The following is a 13865-nucleotide window of genomic DNA, read 5'->3' as shown; positions in this document are numbered from 1 at the left end:
GTGAAAATCAGAATGTAACGTAGAGACAAGCGTTGGAATGAATATCGATATTGCGAACAAGGATATGCTAAATCGAATGTTCTCATAAATTAATAGAAGGCTAATACCGATTAGAAAAAACGAGCTTATTGCAAGATACCGTAACCAGCCCAAATGTTCTTGATTGAAATTCAATCCGTGAATAACTAGAACACCCTGCTCATTGCTTAAAAATAGTGGTGATACCGCAAGAATAACGCCAGCAAGAACTATAGCGAACTTAAGTATAGCTGGTATTTTTAGAGGCGGTTCGTATTGAGTCATAAACATGTATAACGCAGAGCGCAGCTGCATTTTGGTTGGTGTGTAGTTTTGTGTAAAATGGCGCAGCCATACACAAAACGAAGCGCCGACCAAAATGTCAGCTGGCGCGTATTGTTATGCATTTCGCTCCCAGTAATTGTACGAAGTTGAGTGACTAGTGCCCCATACTTTCTCGATTTCTGAAGGAGTGGTGCAATAAGACTTGTCTTCGACTGAAAGTGACCGCCATTTGGGATTTCTTTTGTCCTCTGCATTGGGCTCTCTTACATTTGAAGTAAACCTTTCTTCCATAGCACCAAACTTCTGAAAATTTAACTGTGCTTGATAAAGTGATGGTGAGTTTGCGCCGCCAGGAAACCAAGGATCAGCTTCTTGTACGTTATCGTCCTCCCAATAACATATATCACATATTTCATAACATCCCTTTTCGCCGATGGTATTAAACCCACAGCAAGCACATGTTTCCATTACTCGATCTCATTTGATGCATAACAGTTTTATTATCCGTCATAATGACTGGATATTTTTTGCTTGGATATTTTTCTGCTGCCATAAACTAACCTTTAATAATCAATAGCTTAGGTTATTTCGATAAAAATAACCAATCATTATGACGTGATATTTTTTTGGCGAATGTTTTTATAAGCAGTTGAAAAATATAGATTTAAATAAAAAATATCCCGTCTGCATGGTTATTTTTCATAAGCTAAGCTATCTCTAACCGCGCAACAATTCAAGGAATGAATAATGTCGACCTAAATTGCGAATAGCAGTCTTGTCTTTTGCTGCTATTCGCTGTTTGATTAATGAGCCTCTTATAATACGGATTTGATATATAGGTGATTGGCCAATTGGCCTGCTAATCCCAGCTCAATGCTGCACCGGTTTGGTATTCAGTTACTCTGGTTTCGAAGAAGTTTTTTTCCTTGCGCATATTGGCTTGTTCGTCGAGCCACGCAAGGCGGTTTTCGGCTCCCGGAAACGGTTCGAAAATATTCATCTGTCTGGCACGTCGGTTCGCGATGAAACGAAAGTGCTCAATATGGTCTTCTGCGTTGTAGCCTAAGATTGGTTCTTTCAATAGATAATTTGCATAGGTGATTTCGGCGGCCTCGCTTTCGTCCCACATGTCGCGCAGGCGTTGATCATCTAAGGTGAGGTTTTCTTCTTTGACTATCTCTTTAACCACGCGCATGCCGAACCCGCTGTGCATGACTTCGTCGCGCATAATGTATTGTAATTGCTCGGCTGTGCCGGTCATCAAACCTCTACGTTGTAACGAAAAGATGGGGCTAAAGCCGTTGTAAAACCAACATCCTTCAAACACGCCGGCAAAGAACAAATAGGAATGCACGAAGTTATCGAGCTCGTCTGGTTGCTTCAAATCTATATCGGGCCGGAGCACAGTGCTTAGTTTGTCATTAGCCATCTTTATCTTTTGATAGATTTCTGGCACAACTCGATAGCGATTATAAATTTCACTTTGATCAAGACCAATTGTTTCAATACAGTGCTGGTAAGTCCAAGTATGCATGGCTTCTTCGAACACCTGGCGAGCTTGGTAAATTTGCAGCTCTGGCGCGGTCATTTTCTCCATCACTGCCAAGCCGATATTCCGCATGGCTAAAATGTCAGAGGTCGTTAAATACGCCAGCACGTTTTCATAAACGTGTTTCTCTTCTGCGGTAAGACGTTGATTATAATCTTGGATATCTTTGGTCATATTAATGTCCAGCGGCGTCCAATGATTCTTATTGGCGTTCAAAAAATAATTCCATGCCCAAGGGTACTTAAACGGCGCCAGTTGATTAATATCGCCTTCACCATTGATGATACGTTTATCTTCTGCCCTAACAGGCTTTAATGACTCAGCTAACAGCTTTGATTGCTTCGGCTGACCCGCTGACGGCGCTGCTGCTTTTTGGCTACTGTTACTTGAGTTGAGCGCATGTTGAAGTGCGCTTGTTTGCTTACTTTTAGTTGCATTATCGGTTTCGGTAAATGCAGCAATAGGGTCGTTCCAATCTAACATGATCGATTCTCCAAACTTGTTTGTGGTAAGTGGTGCGCTTTAAACTAACTACTGACAAGCTTCACAATCAGGGTCTAAAATAGAACACACTTGTGGCTCAGTTGCTTGAGTGACCGTGTTGGCGATACCGGTCGCACCACCGTTACTTTTTTCAACTTGCGTTGCTCCGAGTGACCGTAAGTAATAGGTAGTCTTCAAACCTCGAACCCAGGCAAGCTTGTATAACTGATCGAGTTTTTTACCCGAAGCTTCACTCATGTATAAATTTAAACTCTGCGCTTGGTCGAGCCATTTTTGACGACGTGACCCAGCCTCTACTAACCATCGAGAATCCATTTCAAAAGCGTTGCTATAGATTGCTTTAACGTCGTCGGGAATGCGGTCTATTTTTTGAATTGAACCGTCGTAATATTTTAGGTCGTTGACCATTACTTCATCCCACAAACCAAGCTCTTTAAGCTCTCGCACTAAGTACCAATTAGACACCGCAAACTCTCCTGACAGGTTCGACTTAACATAGAGGTTTTGATACGTCGGCTCGATTGATTGGCTTACCCCGCAAATATTTGAAATAGTCGCGGTAGGAGCAATCGCTAGGCAATTACTGTTACGCATTCCGTGTTGCTGAATATCGGCACGCAAACTACTCCAATCAAGCAAGCTGTCGAGGTTTTGATCAATATAGTTACCGCGTTGTTCGGCCAACAGTTTGGCTGAATCGATCGGTAGAATTCCCTTGCTCCACAAAGACCCTTGGTAGCTCGGGTAGCTCCCTCGCTCTCTAGCCAACTGACAGGAAGCTTGAATCGCATAGTAGCTAATCAACTCCATAGAATCATCGGCAAACTGCACGGCGGCTTCGCTGGCATACGATAACCCTTTTTGATAGAGCGCGTCCTGAAAACCCATCAACCCTAAACCCACAGGACGATGTTGCAGATTTGAACGTCTCGCTTGCGGCACACTGTAATAATTGTAGTCAATAACATTGTCGAGCATGCGCATTGCCGTGGTGATAGTTCGCTCTAGTTTGTCGTGATCTAACTGGTCACCACGCATGTGCTGCGCTAAGTTGACTGAACCCAAATTACACACGGCGATTTCGTCGCTATTCGTATGCAACGTGATTTCAGTACACAAGTTGGAACTGTGCACCACACCTAGATGTTGGTTGGTATAACGGATGTTGCACGGGTCTTTAAACGTCATCCACGGATGACCTGTTTCAAACAGCATACCAATCATCTTGCGCCACAAGTCAACCGCCTTGAGACGCTTGAACAACTTGATCTCGCCGCTGTCAGCCAGTGACTCATAGCGTTCATACGCTTGTTTAAATTTCTTGCCACTTAACTCATGCAGATCCGGTGCGTCTTCTGGTGAGAATAGCGTCCACTCTGCTTCTTCGACCACTCGTTGCATAAACAAGTCAGGTATCCAGTTAGCGGTATTCATGTCATGCGTACGACGGCGCTCGTCGCCGGTGTTCTTACGCAGATCCAGAAAATCTTCAATATCGATATGCCATGTTTCTAGATACGCACAAACTGCGCCTTTGCGCTTGCCACCTTGGTTAACCGCAACGGCCGTGTCGTTGGCTACTTTCAAAAACGGCACCACACCTTGCGACTTTCCGTTAGTGCCTCGTATGTAGGCGCCCATGCCACGCACCGGCGTCCAATCATTGCCTAAGCCACCAGCAAATTTAGACAACATTGCATTGTCGCCAAGGGCGGCATAAATACCTTTTAGGTCATCCGGCACGGTGGTGAGATAACACGATGATAATTGTGGCCGCAGTGTTCCCGAGTTAAATAGAGTTGGTGTCGAACTCATAAAATCGAAACTCGACAAGAGCTTATAAAACTCTATCGCGCGGCTTTCTCGGTCGACTTCGTTAATCGCCAGCCCCATCGCCACGCGCATAAAGAACGCTTGAGGTAATTCGATGCGAGTTCCATCAGTGTGAATAAAGTAACGGTCATAGAGTGTTTGTAAACCTAAATAACCAAAAGCTAAATCGCATTCCGGCCGAATCGCTTGCGCTAACACCGCCAAGTCAAAATTTAATAATTCCTCATCGACCAATTCCAGCTTAGCCGCAACGTGTAAATACTTTTGAAAATAGTCACCATATGACTCAGCCATCGACTGTGAATCGAGTGTCATTGCTCTCTGATACACACAGCTCAAGGCTTCGGATCTAAGATTGTTCAACAATAAGCGTGCCGCCACTTGGCTGTAGTTAGGCTCACGGTCAATCAGACCTCGGGCACTGAGCACCATTGCTTGATTTAGCTCATCAAAACTCATGCCGTCGTAAACATTGGCAAAGCTTTGCTGGATCAATTTGTCGGCATCAACATCATCAATACCGTCAACCGCCGCATGAATTTCTGATTCCACAATGCCTGGATCAAAGACGCACCTTGACCCATCAAGCATGACAATATGCCGCGTTTCTTGCGTAACCACATTCGCGCTATTGGACTCTTCTTCAGCGCGTTTTTTCTGCTGCTCGGCACGATAGATCACGTATGCCTGCGACACTTTGTGTTCGCCTGCTCGCATTAACGCAAGTTCAACCTGGTCTTGAATATTTTCAATATGAGTAACGCCTGACTCAGGCATATGCCTTACCAGCGCGTTAAACACGTTGGTCGCTAACGCATTGACGATGTCATGAATGCGCGACGAACCAGCGGCATCCTCGCCTTCAACCGCTAAGAAAGCCTTAGTCATGGCGATCACAATCTTTGCTTGATCAAACGGTGTCACGTCACCATTCCGGCGGATTACCTGATAGCGGGATTCTTGAGGCTGGTAGTTGTAATTATCAGTCGAGGCCGATGATTGATTGATAACCGTCTGCGCGGTTGATGAGCGTTGCAATTGAGCAGAAGTCTGCATGGCATGTCCTATAAACAGTGTTAGCGGTTAAACGCTCACGAAAAGGACGGGCATTCCTTGCAAATAGTTTGAATAAAGATATTTATTCAACAACAACTTATCGAACGAGGCGATCGATAAAATAGCTATAGACTCAGAAAGTAACATCACCTTAACGCGAGGCATTACATTTTTGAGCAGGTAATCGGACTGAAAATGAGCCTTTTAATCAAGAAATCATCTATCACCGTTGCGCGACAGCGCTGGATTCACACCAGCTTCCCCTGCATTCGAAAACACTATATATGGATATACGCGCAATTGAAACTACTATATTTAGTAAAATAGTGCTGCGCCCAACATCATCACTCAACCCTAAGCCGTTGATGAATAGCTGTTGTTGAATGGCTATTACTAAAAAGTTGTTGTTGAATTAATTCAGCTCTATTCCGGTTTAAGCATATCGATGAAAGCTCCATGCGTTTGCTGATATGCAGGCCGTTGCCGAATACGCTCAACATAAACAGCAACTTTGGGCGAAGCATTGAGCCAGTTAAATACCATTGAGAAATCCAACAGGCCACCAAAGACCACGTCAGCAGCAGTGAATTGCTCACCAATTGCCCAACCAGTTTCTGGAACCATGGCCTCTACCGTAGCCAATACACGAGGCATGTCGCCCCATCCAACTGACCTCGGTTCAGGATGCTCCATGTCAGCAGCGGCGAGTGAAAATGCCGGCTCGATAGTGTTACCTGCCAAAAATAGATATCGATAATACGTTCCCCGCTCAACAGACCCTAGTTCCGGTGCTAGTCGCTTATCCGGAAATTTGTCAGCCAGATATGCACAAATAGCCGCTACTTCGGTTATCACAGTGCCATTATCTTCAAGCACCGGCAGCTTACCCATGGGATTTATCTTTCGCAGATCCAACAAATTATCATCCTCATTGGCTAAGTCGACAATGACTTGTTCGTGCGGGGCATCGAGCTCTTTGAGCATCCAATCGGTAGTGACTCCTCGGCTCATCGGGTTGAAGTAGTGCTTCATATTTGTAGGTCCTCGCGGCGCTATGCCAAGTTAAAAAAGTGAATTGATGTTTATCGGCCATTCTCATTTAACGAGAAAGGCTCTCGATGTATTGAAGTGTAAAGTCATATATGCCGTTTTATGGCATATTAAAACAATGATAAATACTAGCTTTGAGCAACGCACCGAGCGGCGCAACCGTCTGATCGGATTACTCCGCTCGGAGGACCACTGGAAGACCGCTGAGTTACGCGAACAGTTGGGCGTTAGCCAACGCACCTTAATGCGCGAATTGGCAGAACTCAGACGCGCCGGATACCCAATTGATTCGGACCGTGGTCGTGGGGGAGGGATTCGCCTAAACGGCCGATGGGGCGTTGACCGCCTGAATTTAAGCCATCAAGAAGTAGTCGAATTGGTGCTATCGTTAGCGATTATGGAGTCGCTGCAATCACCTTTACTAACTAGTAATTTGAAAGCCATTAAGCAGAAGCTGTTCCAAGCCTTTCCGCAACAGCAACGCAGCGCCGTCAGCAATATTCGCAAACGGATCATGATTGGCGACAACGCCAACGCAAATGTAGTCTCGCTTTATACGAAGCCCGCACAACAAATTTCTGAAAACCTAGCGGAATCATTCTTACAACGAAATTACTTAGAAATTGAATATCAATCTGAGTCAGGAGAGCAAACCCTACGAGTTATCGAAGCACAGTACACACTGCTGAATTGGCCGATTTGGTATGTCATGGCTTGGGATCATCTTCGGATGTCATCGCGCGTGTTCCGAATAGACCGAATTAAGCGCGCTCGCCTTGTTGATGGCAACTTCCAACTTCGGCCGAAACATGTATTCACTGATATTTACACGCCGTTTCATCAAACAATTTAGCCAGCATCATCAGCACAATAGATTACCTAGAATAGAAAGTAGTCGAAGCGTCGCTAAATAATAGAATCAAAAAACACATTGCATAAGCGAATGAGCCGATCAGATTCTCGAGTATCGGCGATCACGTGAGCGAGAGACCAAAACTCATTGTCGAGCCTTGGGCTTCCCTTCGATGGATCAAGTTGCTGCCTTGCTACTTCACTCGCCACTTTTTTGTCGTATCTAGCCAAGGTCTTATTGTCCATCCAGTGTGGAAACTTTGTCGCATAAAGCTCAAACAGCCTTTGGTATAAAGTCTGCATAGACAAAAGTTTATCGATGTTAGACACAGACTGAGCACGTTCTATCAACGTGCGAACAGGTTCCAGCTCCGCTTCTGGTAGTGTATGACGATTCATTGTAGGTCCATAGCAGCTAGCTATTTCCGCCCCTAACTCAGGAATGCCATTATCTACTGGCAGCTCAGCATAATCCCACGCGCCGTAATCTGCCTCAATTTTATTAAACAGTGCATTCGAAGCGCTCAAGAAATTGCTGGTAGTGATGTCTGATTTTCTAAACCGAGAAAATGGTGCAGACACAAACTCTTGAGGGTTAGACATCAAATAAACTGTCTGCTGCCCTTGTTCTTCAATCGGTACGGCGTAGATATCGTATAAACCCAACAGGTTCAAAAACATCACCAACCGGTTTAACCGAATGGTATCTGTCTCCAATAGTGCAATATGCAGAAACACTCTAAATCGACACTTACTGATCTCAGCTCTCCGACAAACAATACCGCCTATCAACTCGTCGGCTGTTAAGCATTCACGCAGAAATTGGCTTGGAATTTTTGCCCTTACCGTGTGCTCTGAAAGATCGAGCAAAGCACTAACGGCGTTCACTGCATCCTTAGGTTCATAGACCGCACAGACGAATAGGAATTCCTGTGCAAATTCCGAGCTTTTTAAGGAACCTTTCTTAACTTTAGTTGGGCTAAATACTTTTTCGTACTCAAGCTCTTCGACATCATCATCAAACGTTATTTTTATGCTCACAGCTTTAGCGGTGTTTTGAAAAACCTCAAGAAACCGCTGAGCATAGGCGGTTCCCTGCGAACCGAAAGTAAACGACAAAAGCACTTTACTCTTTTGTTGCTCAACGCCATCAATACTCGCGGCCAAGTCATGCTCTGTTATCAAAGGCTCGAGAAGCGTATTGCCAAGCTGGGTTTCAGCGATCTCAATCGCGTCACCTCGGTGCGCGGCAATAGATCTAAAACATATTGCTATTGCCTCAGCGTACTTAATCGATTTGGCTGACACGCTAATTGATACATAAGTTTCCATGGTAAATAACTTCCTATATGGCTCTGTGCCACTTTAAATTGGCTAATGCATGTTGATCTATCGGTAAAAAACCGAGCACCGCGCCACCACATTGCTGATTGACTACGCCTATTGAGTCAATATTTTAGGTGCTTAACCGAGCCGTTACTTCTATTTCGAGTTTCATGGCGTCGTCCAACAAGCCAGCTACAAACATAGTGGCAGCCGGCCTGGCTACGCTTAAGTACTTTTTGAAAACTGGCCAGCACGGTTCAAAGTCTCGTTTATCAGGAAAAATATAATGAACTCGAACAATATTATCTAAACTGCTGCCGGCTTCGATAAGCGCTTTTTCAATATTTTTAAAGCACTGGTCAGCTTGCTCCACGGGGTCATCGGCAATCGACATAGTCTGATAATTATAGCCAGTGGTGCCTGACACAAAGACATAGTCACCATCAACAACTGCCCGCGAGTAACCTATTTTCGACTCAAACTCTGAACCACTGGAAATATGCTTTCGACTCACGCTACTCTCCTAAATATAAAAGCCTAAAAGAAATGACCCAACAACTATCTGAATAATACCACCGCTCGATATCCGCACTGCAGTGCAAGGGGAGCAAATGTGGCGATTTATTCTAATCGGAATACTGCTCACCTGAAGGATAAATCGCAACTCTTTTTTAAATGTTTCAGCGCCAACACTAGCAACAGGAATCGCCCGATTAATACGCTTTTCTGAAGGTCATCATTTATAACAAATAACCTCCATTTTGTTCAGCGGTTAAGCGTTCCCTCAGAGCCTAACGCAAATTTCAATACCGGCAATTGACGCCCTGAAATACTGCCTGAGGCGGTCTCCCCAAAAACGACTCCGCCCATCGTTTGATAGAACTCAACCGCGTTTGGATCACTCTGCACCAGCATTTCGCTCGCGCCTAGAGCCGTCGCGAAACCCTCTGCGTGATTAAACAAAACTCGGCCAATTCCTTGGCCTATGTACTTAGGGTCGACAAAAAGAGCATCTAGTTCTACTCGCTGTTGGGTCTGCACTTGCAGCTTGTAAAAACCGATGAGTTTACGTTCCAGCGACTCGTACAGCTGCGCAATACAATAGTAGCTATCAGCGTTGGCTAAATCTTCATCGGTGACAGTAAGCTCTGGCCGACATGCCTGCATAAACGCTTCATCGTAGCCCCAATGCGCCTTGGACCGCATAGCTAAATCCGTAAGCTCGGCAGCTACAGCAGGCGTTGGAACGCTGAACGTTAATTTAGAATTACTACTATGCTTAGCCATTCAGTAAACGGGGCTCAAAAAGACGAACCCGGCTGCTCCAGAAATGCCAATTCTGCCACTGACGAAGGCCGCCCTAAAATCGCATTACGATGCGGGTAACGACCAAAACGGCGAATGATATCGCGATGCCGAATTTCGAATTCCATCACCTCGGCATTACTGAGCTGTTCAAACAAACCCAGTGCTTGATCGTGAATTAAAATCGATTCGGAATGCATATATGGCATGTATAGGAATTGTGCGAAGTCGCGCGACAGAGCTTGGTCGAGCCGCATTGCTACAGCTTCCTGCGCTAAGACTAAGGCCATAGCATCACAGGCGAACGCACGCGCTGAATCTCGATACAGATTACGTGAAAACTGATCCAGTACAATAATTTCAGCCACTCGCCCTTCAACAGTCTCGCGCCAAGTAAAGAGCTCGCTTTGAGATGCTGCGAAATGAACGTCGGCAAACCGTGTGCGAATCAACTCGTCAAAACCAGCATCTTTGCGCCAGCGCTGCTGCGGCTCAATCTCATCAAACCAGAAATCTAATACGGCTTGATGAGACTCATATTTGTGAAAATCGATTGTCATAGGCCTACTAGTTTAGCGCAAATTCGCGAACACTAGTTCTCGCGACTCAACACGTATTTCGCCACCGCCAACAATGTTTCTTCACCTAAGTACGCTTGCGACGGCATTTCAGGGTAGTCAGGGCGTTTTTTTATTGGATTCGCAAGGTACGTCGCCAAGCCTTCGGGGTCCTCAAAATACAGTGCTTGAATAGTTTGAATAGACGGACCGATTAAACGGCCATTATAAGAGTGGCATCCAGTACACACGCCCAAATACGCAATTTTTCCGCGTTCAGAAGCCGCTATGTCACGCGGCGGAACTGGTGTATCAAGCAAATAGGTTTTAATTGCATCGGTGTGAGTAAACTCACATTCAGTGAAATCAGACAATCCAACCGTGTTGTAGCGGTGACGGTTAATGATGCAATTGTCTTGACCGGCGCTCACATGCGCAATATCCGGCTCTACTTGCTTGAGACTCAGCGCCATAAACGCTTTAATTTCGGGAATGGTATCGTAGCCGTTGTTCATCATGGTGTTGTTCAGAATCGCCACCTTATCCGGATTCGGATCAGCATCAGGGTCGGCCGTCACATTTGAGGCATTGGCATGATCAACAATTAACACGCCCACGGTCTTATGATCTACGATTAAGTTGTTTTCGATAACGACTTCATCAGCGGCCATCACCAGAATACCCGTGCCAGCCGGAATGCCAGCTACGGTAGAACCCGGCGCTCCAAAATTTTCATGATTATTTGAGAGTATGAAATTGTTACGAATGATCACGTCATAGGTGGTCTTAATTGGTAAGCCCGGCGTGATGAATGCCAAAATACCGCCAGTGTTATTGTAAACATGATTGTTCTCAACAATGGCGTGTCGACTGTTTTCGATCTCAATGCCGGCAACACTATCGAACACTTGGTTATGCGCTACGTGCACATTATCGCTCATGCCAATATAGATTGCCGCGTCAGCAATGCCCGACACAACATTGTATTCAACCACTCCGTTTTTGCCCAATTGCGGGAAGATTCCATAAATGCCAGTGTCAACAATGAGATTGTTACGAATCTCGAAATTATTACCTGCTTGGCCCATAATTCCATTGCCCTTGTAACCGGTGATTTCTAGGTTTTCGACCACCACATTGTTACCAGAGTAGAGAATCGCGTCATTCAATTTACCTTGACCATCGAGCACCGCGCGCTTACCCGCTTCAATAACACCAATGAGTTGGATGCTGTCTTTATCGATATACACCGTTTCATGATAAACACCGGGCATTATTTGAATGGTGGTGCCGGGCAAGGCTTGTTTAACCGCCGCTTGAATCGATTCTCCATCGTTAACCACGATCAATGCTTGCGATGCCTGCCCCGCCGGCCCCTGACGTTGCCCGGCTTCGACACCGGCGTCCTTAGCCTGATCATAACCGCCTTGATAGGCTGCCCCTTGCGATACGTTGGTTAACACCGAAGCAGGCGTCGATTTAGCGCCTAAGTAATAGCCTATGCCTGCGGCAATAGCGCCCATACCGATAAGCAAAACTAGAAGTCGTTTCATTGTAGGGATCCTCGTGGGTTGGTCGCGCTGGTCACAGCGGTGGGTAGATGATTAATCGGAGTTAAACCAGACGGTACCGTGTTAGGTATGGTCGGCATGAATTTCTGGTCGCTCAGGCACGCCATAAACCCGACTAATAAGTCAATTTCATGATCGCTCAAGTCTGGGCTTGTGATATGCCAGTGGAGTAATAATTTAGTATCTTTGGGCACCGCATGACCTCGCCCAAGATTATAGAATTCGATCGCATCACGCAGCTCAGTGAAATTTCCCGAGTGCATGTACGGTGCCGTGTGTTCAATATTTCTTAACGTCGGCACTTTGAAGCCACCTTTCAGCTTCGACTCACCATAGGTTTTTTCTGCACCAACGTCTCGAATTGTCTCGTCATCGTCAGGAACTCCGATTACCGCGATCTGATTATTGGTAAATAACGGTGGCGTATGACATTCAGCGCAGCGCGCAACAAACGAGCGAAACACATTTAGGCCGGCTACTTCATCACTATTTAGCGCAGCGTGGTCACCATGTGCGTAGCGATCGTAGCGACTATTGAGAGAGATTAAAGACGTTTGAAACGCCGCTAACGCGGTGTACAAATTATCCAGCGTTATCGATGTGCCGCTGTTGAACGCTTGTTGGAATAAGCCCTGATAGATCGGATTAGCATTTAAAGTCTGCAGCAGATTAGTCGGTGTGTTGGCCATTTCGGCTTGTGAATACAACGCTTCAGCGGCTTGCTGTTCGAGCGAGCTTGAACGCGCATCCCAAAAGTAGCTGGTTAGAAACGCGGTATTCCAAAGCGATGGTGCCGAACGTGTGCCTTGCTTACCCGCCACACCTAACGAAACCGCTTGTCCATCGGTAAAACCTTTGTCGGGTCGGTGACAAGAGGCACAAGAAACCGTACCGTCGACCGACAGAACTGGGTCAAAAAACAACAGGCGACCTAAATCAATCTGCTGTGGACTAAAGCCATCGCGTACCGCAGGCAAACCAGTGTGTGTACCGCCAACCCCACGACTCTGGGTCGAGTCATAAAATTGGTACAAGGTTCGCAGCTCGCAGCGATTATCTGACGTTAACTCAAAACCGCGAGGGCAGGTCTGCTGTAGCACGAAAATTGTAGAGTCAGCTGCGGCCTGGTGTTTGATACCAATCAAATCAACGAGCAGAGCAACGAGCACCACGCCCGCCGTAAGAAGACGACGAATCATGGCTGAATAGATGAAATATAGGCGATCACAGCCTCTACTTGAGCTCTATCTTTTAACGTGGCGGCTATCATTTTCATTTGGCGACCAAATTTATCAGATCGATCACTACCGCGTGTGCCATCTAAAAAATGTTGATACTGGCGCGTTAGATAACTCGCACTCAAACCCGCTAACCGGGGCGAGTTAAGCAGCTCATTTCCTTGTGCATCGCCACCGTGGCATCCACCACAGGAAGCTTGATACAGCTTGTAACCCAAATCAGTATCACCGGCGATCGGTGTAACGGCGCCAGCCGGTAGCGACTCAAGATACTCAGCCAGATCTTGCCGGTCTTGGTCTTGCGTCATCGACAGACTAATTGCGCGCATCTGTTTCGCCAGCGCATCGCTACCGTCACCGCCACGAATACCTTTTGAGAAATGCTCTAGTTGTCGAACTAAATAGGCCGCAGACTGTCCTGCCAACGCTGGGCTGTTGAGCACTTCTTTGCCGCGCGCGTCGGGCCCATGACAGGACTGACACGATGTTTGATACAGCGTCGCACCGGTTTCGCTGCTAGCAGCCAGCGACGTTTGCAATAACGTGGAAAAAGCTAAAACAAGCAGCCCGCCAACGCGTGCTGTTCTTATTGAATTGCAGTAGCACAGAAATAGATGTCTCACAGGACTGGCCAACCAGATTAAAGTAAATTCGAGTCATATCATGAGCCAGACGTTCAAACACCGCCTATGGATTTTAAAATACGTCAGCGATTTACTTG

11 protein-coding genes, 1 pseudogene and 1 riboswitch are annotated in these 13865 nt (G+C 46.1%); of the genes and pseudogenes, 1 reads left to right on the top strand and 11 read right to left on the bottom strand.

Going from position 1 to position 13865, the window contains the following annotated elements:
* Window positions 1–519 precede the first annotated feature (519 nt).
* The 4 genes and pseudogenes from DFR28_RS20100 to DFR28_RS15985 all read right to left on the bottom strand — a co-directional run.
* Window positions 520–771 (bottom strand): annotated as a pseudogene (locus tag DFR28_RS20100) (CPCC family cysteine-rich protein); the annotation flags it as partial.
* 391 nt (window positions 772–1162) lie between these two features.
* The gene (locus tag DFR28_RS15995; RefSeq protein WP_425455483.1) at window positions 1163–2338 is read right to left on the bottom strand and encodes a ribonucleotide-diphosphate reductase subunit beta; all 1176 of its coding nucleotides are present in this window, start codon (window positions 2336–2338) and stop codon (window positions 1163–1165) included.
* 45 nt (window positions 2339–2383) lie between these two features.
* Complete coding sequence (locus tag DFR28_RS15990) at window positions 2384–5245, bottom strand: ribonucleoside-diphosphate reductase subunit alpha (RefSeq protein WP_113955390.1); 2862 nt, start codon at window positions 5243–5245, stop codon at window positions 2384–2386.
* A 158-nt stretch (window positions 5246–5403) separates the two neighbouring features.
* Window positions 5404–5571, bottom strand: a riboswitch (cobalamin riboswitch).
* A gap of 97 nt (window positions 5572–5668) precedes the next feature.
* The gene (locus DFR28_RS15985; protein WP_113955389.1) at window positions 5669–6277 is read right to left on the bottom strand and encodes a glutathione S-transferase family protein; all 609 of its coding nucleotides are present in this window, start codon (window positions 6275–6277) and stop codon (window positions 5669–5671) included.
* 136 nt (window positions 6278–6413) lie between these two features.
* On the opposite strand from DFR28_RS15985, the gene DFR28_RS15980 reads away from it, so the two are divergent.
* Window positions 6414–7148, top strand: a complete 735-nt coding sequence (locus DFR28_RS15980; RefSeq protein ID WP_113955388.1) for a helix-turn-helix transcriptional regulator — start codon at window positions 6414–6416, stop codon at window positions 7146–7148.
* Between the two features lie 53 nt (window positions 7149–7201).
* Here DFR28_RS15980 and DFR28_RS15975 read toward each other — a convergent pair whose 3' ends face one another.
* The 7 genes from DFR28_RS15975 to DFR28_RS15945 form a co-directional block, all read right to left on the bottom strand.
* Entirely contained in the window at window positions 7202–8479 is a 1278-nt protein-coding gene (locus DFR28_RS15975; RefSeq protein WP_113955387.1) for a hypothetical protein, read from the bottom strand.
* Window positions 8480–8603: 124 nt separating this feature from the next.
* On the bottom strand, window positions 8604–8987 hold the full coding sequence (locus DFR28_RS15970) for a RidA family protein (protein ID WP_113955386.1): 384 nt from the start codon (window positions 8985–8987) through the stop codon (window positions 8604–8606).
* Between the two features lie 251 nt (window positions 8988–9238).
* Window positions 9239–9679, bottom strand: coding sequence for a GNAT family N-acetyltransferase (locus DFR28_RS15965; RefSeq protein ID WP_170132137.1), 441 nt, complete (start codon window positions 9677–9679; stop codon window positions 9239–9241).
* A gap of 95 nt (window positions 9680–9774) precedes the next feature.
* A complete protein-coding gene (locus DFR28_RS15960) occupies window positions 9775–10338 on the bottom strand; it encodes a DUF924 family protein (RefSeq protein ID WP_113955384.1) in 564 nt (187 codons plus the stop codon).
* Window positions 10339–10370: 32 nt separating this feature from the next.
* Window positions 10371–11888 (bottom strand): parallel beta-helix domain-containing protein, encoded by a 1518-nt coding sequence (locus tag DFR28_RS15955; protein ID WP_113955383.1) that lies wholly within the window; start codon window positions 11886–11888, stop codon window positions 10371–10373.
* Complete coding sequence (locus tag DFR28_RS15950; RefSeq protein WP_113955382.1) at window positions 11885–13105, bottom strand: cytochrome-c peroxidase; 1221 nt, start codon at window positions 13103–13105, stop codon at window positions 11885–11887. The genes DFR28_RS15955 and DFR28_RS15950 overlap by 4 nt, the downstream gene beginning before the upstream one ends.
* The gene (locus tag DFR28_RS15945) at window positions 13102–13767 is read right to left on the bottom strand and encodes a c-type cytochrome (protein ID WP_147251035.1); all 666 of its coding nucleotides are present in this window, start codon (window positions 13765–13767) and stop codon (window positions 13102–13104) included. The genes DFR28_RS15950 and DFR28_RS15945 overlap by 4 nt, the downstream gene beginning before the upstream one ends.
* Window positions 13768–13865 lie beyond the last annotated feature (98 nt).

Origin of the sequence: Arenicella xantha (genome assembly GCF_003315245.1) — a bacterium.
GTDB classification, from domain to species: domain Bacteria; phylum Pseudomonadota; class Gammaproteobacteria; order Arenicellales; family Arenicellaceae; genus Arenicella; species Arenicella xantha.
Note: the sequence above shows the minus strand (reverse complement) of the source record. Positions and strands in the feature narration are given on the sequence as shown.